Source organism: Desulfurella sp. (genome assembly GCF_023256235.1).
In the GTDB taxonomy this organism is placed as follows: Bacteria; Campylobacterota_A; Desulfurellia; order Desulfurellales; family Desulfurellaceae; genus Desulfurella.
On the sequence record NZ_JAGDWY010000070.1, the window covers coordinates 1 to 3478 of the forward strand.

Sequence of the window (3478 nt, forward strand, 5' to 3'; positions counted from 1 at the left end):
GTCTTGTACAACCAAGCAGCGTACTGTAAGAATCTACAAGTTCACCTTTTTGTGATATTACAATTTCGCTGCTTCCACCACCTATATCTATTGTAAGAGCATTCATGTTTTTTATGTCAAAATTATAAAGTACAGCTAAAAAATTATAATAAGCTTCTTCTTTGCCACTGATTATTTCAATATCTATGCCAAAGCGCTCTTTTGTTGTTTTAACAATTTCATATGCGTTTTGTGCATCTCTAAGCGCTGCTGTACCAACAGCTCTTATAATTGTTGCTTTATGGTTTTGGATAAGATTATTTATTACTTCCATGTTTTTATAAAATAATTCAGCAGTTTGTCCATCAATGTAGCCTTTGGAAAATACGCAGTCGCCAAGTCTTAAAATTTCTCTATAATCCTGGATTATGCGATAGCTTTTTTCCAGACTTTGTGCAACTTGAAGCCTTATTGAGTTTGAACCAATGTCAATGATTGCTATGATAGGATAATCAGGCATGTTCACCCCAGTTTATTTCAAAAAATCTTAAAAAAGATAATAAAAAAATAACTTTTTTTCTTTTTTGTTTTAAATTACTTTTAAAAGTTTCAATAAGTGCTTCTATTGCATTTATCGAATCCGGCAGTATTGTTTTTAGTGATTTTAGATATTCAATATGGACACTTAAGTCTTGAACGTAGCCTAATTTATCCTGGAGTTGTCTTAATTGAATAAGGCGTTCTTGAATTTTTTGCTTTTGAACCTGAGTTTTTTGTAGAATTTCTAAAATGTACCTGTATTTTTTGTACTCAATGCGTAATTTATGCAAATTTTTTTTGGCAGGCTTAATTTTTTTAATTTTTTTAGCTTGCGCGTTAAGTGATAAAAAGGCTATTGTTTCAAACTTAAAGTCAAAAAAACCATCTTTTCTGTAGCTTTTTTGTACAATTGTCTGGTTTATTTTTATTAAAAAATCATCAAAACTTAGACTAAGAATATTGTAAAAATTGGATTTTTGTATACCGTATTCTTTTTCTAAATAGGTTTTTAGTTCTTTTAAATCGTTTTCGAATATGTCCAGTTGATTTATTTTTTCAATCAAAATTTGTGTATCTCTAGCCATATTTGATGATTTTAAAAAAAATTTTAGCGTATTTAATAATTGTGTGTCTGTATTTAAATACTTTTTAAAAACTAAAAAATAAGATAAAAGACGCCTTATAGCCACGCGCAAATCATGCAGGGCTTCATCTTTAGTATAAAACTCTTTAAAATTTGACTCAATCTCAGATACCTGATTGTTTATGATCTCTTCAAAAACATCGTAAAATAGCATAATTTAACTATTAGATAAAAAATTTTTTGTATACATAAAAACTATATTTGGATCAAAATTTAATACTTTTTCGTTTTTATCTTTATAATCATTGTTAAGTAAAAAATGTTTGATCAAATTTAGACGTGCTTTGTGTTTGTCATTTGCTTTAACAATTATCCACGGTGAACGTGGTGTATGGGTTCTCTCAAACATTTCATCCCTTGCTTTAGTGTAATCGTCAAAATGCTTTAAAGCAGCATCATCTACTGGGCTTTCCTTCCATTGCTTGAGCGGATCAGTTTTTCTTGATTTTAATCTTTTTTCTTGTTCTTTTTTGTCAATATCCAGATAATACTTAAACATCTTAATGCCTGCATTTATAAGGAGGTTTTCAAAATATACTACATCTTCAAAGAATTGTTCGTACTCTTTTTTAGTACAAAAACCCATTACACGTTCCACTCCTGCCCTATTATACCAGCTTCTATTAAACAATACGAACTCAGACGGTGCAGGCAAATGTGGTACAAATCGCTGGAAATACCATTCTTTTGCTTCTTTATCCGTTGGTTTCGAAACTGCAAAGATACGTGTTTCTCTTGGACTCAAATGCCTTGTTATGGTTCTTATCATGCCATCTTTGCCAGCAGAATCTCTGCCTTCAAGGATTATCAACACCTTCTCTTCTTTTTTTATAAGAGCGTTTTGGAATTTTACAAGTTCTACCCATAGCTTATAAAGTTCACGTTTATATTCATCTTTATCTTTTGACATAAAATACCCCCTATATTTAGCTAAATTATACGCCTTATTTGATAAAAAACAAGCCATAGTGTTTTCAAATGAACAAAAAGAAAATTTCTATGCTATTATCAAGACTTTTATTATAAAATACCAAGCTGTCAACCAGACTAGCATATCAAAAAGCAAGGTACTTTTGACACACTAGATTTCTAGTAATTAAAAAATGTTGTTATTGTGCGTAAAATACTTTAGTTATAGTTTTTTTGCAAAGTTTTTTCATTTTATGTAATAATTTGTTGACAATCGCGTTCAAATATGTATATTTAATAAAGATTTTATGGGTCGTTAGCTCAGGCGGTAGAGCAGTAGCCTTTTAAGCTATTGGCCGCAGGTTCGACTCCTGCACGACCCACCAAAAGTCCCCATCGTCTAGTCGGCCAAGGACATCGCCCTTTCACGGCGAAAACGTGGGTTCGAATCCCGCTGGGGACGCCAAGATAATGGAGGTTTTTGTATGACAAAAGCTGATTTAATTGAAAAAGTTGCTTCAGCTACACAGATGAAAAAAGCGGATGTAAAGAAAGTAGTTGATGCTATTATTGATGAGACCATGAGCGCAGTTTCAAAAGGTGGCAAAGTAAGTTTAACAGGTTTTGGTACATTTTATTTGAGTCAAAGGAAAGAACGCTCAGGCAGAAACCCGCGCACGGGAGAAAAAATTACCATTAAAGGTTTTAATTTACCAGCATTTAAAGTTGGAAAAGTTTTTAAAGAACTGGCAAACAAGTAATTTGTTTAAAATATGGGCGCATAGCTCAGCTGGAAGAGCACCTGCCTTACAAGCAGGGGGTCGTAGGTTCAAGTCCTGCTGCGCCCACCATTTTTCTCGGAGCCGTAGTTCAGCTGGTTAGAACGCTGGCCTGTCACGCCAGAGGTCGCGAGTTCGAGTCTCGTCGGCTCCGCCATTTTTTATGCAAAGTTCTGTTTTTGGTATAGGAAGAGAGTTAGTATCCGCCCAAATTAAAGATAATAATGTATACTATATAACAAAAAGATTAAATGAAATAGGTATTGAAAATCGGTTTGCTGTCTTTGTGGATGACTGTCTTGATGATATTACTCAAACGATTAATTATTTTTTAACAAAAACCAAGCTTATTATAACAACAGGTGGGCTTGGTCCCACATTTGACGATTTAACGCTCCAAGCTATAGCTTTAGTCGTAAATGATGAATTGATTTTAAGCCAAAAGTGTTTGTCTGAAATTGAGCTTTTTTATGAAAAATTATACAAAGAAGGCAAAATTGCAGATAAACATTTAAATGTTAACAGGCAAAAAATGGCCTATGTTCCAAAAAGTGCTATATTGCTTAAAAATAGTGTAGGTGCCGCCTGTGGTGTTTATGTTAAAAAAGATGACTTCCATATATTTTGT

The 3478-nt window shown here is 32.8% G+C and carries 4 protein-coding genes, 4 tRNA genes and 1 pseudogene; 6 read left to right on the forward strand and 3 right to left on the reverse strand.

Features of this window, described 5'->3' with window-relative positions; all coding sequences use genetic code 11:
• The 3 genes and pseudogenes from Q0C22_RS07725 to ppk2 all read right to left on the reverse strand — a co-directional run.
• Positions 1 to 499: pseudogene (locus tag Q0C22_RS07725) on the reverse strand (hypothetical protein); the annotation flags it as partial.
• Complete coding sequence (locus Q0C22_RS07730; RefSeq protein ID WP_291493448.1) at positions 492 to 1316, reverse strand: CHAD domain-containing protein; 825 nt, start codon at positions 1314 to 1316, stop codon at positions 492 to 494. The gene Q0C22_RS07730 and the pseudogene Q0C22_RS07725, both read right to left, overlap by 8 nt.
• A gap of 3 nt (positions 1317 to 1319) precedes the next feature.
• Positions 1320 to 2072 (reverse strand): polyphosphate kinase 2, encoded by a 753-nt coding sequence (gene ppk2 / locus Q0C22_RS07735; protein WP_291493450.1) that lies wholly within the window; start codon positions 2070 to 2072, stop codon positions 1320 to 1322.
• A gap of 309 nt (positions 2073 to 2381) precedes the next feature.
• Here ppk2 and Q0C22_RS07740 point away from each other — a divergent pair.
• The 6 genes from Q0C22_RS07740 to Q0C22_RS07765 all read left to right on the forward strand — a co-directional run.
• Positions 2382 to 2457 (forward strand) — tRNA-Lys (locus tag Q0C22_RS07740).
• Between the two features lie 3 nt (positions 2458 to 2460).
• Positions 2461 to 2537: transfer RNA gene (locus tag Q0C22_RS07745), tRNA-Glu, on the forward strand.
• Positions 2538 to 2556: 19 nt separating this feature from the next.
• Complete coding sequence (locus Q0C22_RS07750; protein ID WP_291493452.1) at positions 2557 to 2832, forward strand: HU family DNA-binding protein; 276 nt, start codon at positions 2557 to 2559, stop codon at positions 2830 to 2832.
• A 14-nt stretch (positions 2833 to 2846) separates the two neighbouring features.
• Positions 2847 to 2922: transfer RNA gene (locus Q0C22_RS07755), tRNA-Val, on the forward strand.
• Positions 2923 to 2930: 8 nt separating this feature from the next.
• Positions 2931 to 3007, forward strand: a tRNA-Asp gene (locus Q0C22_RS07760).
• A 6-nt stretch (positions 3008 to 3013) separates the two neighbouring features.
• Positions 3014 to 3478: molybdopterin-binding protein (locus tag Q0C22_RS07765; RefSeq protein WP_291493454.1), on the forward strand; the 465-nt coding region annotated here is incomplete at its 3' end.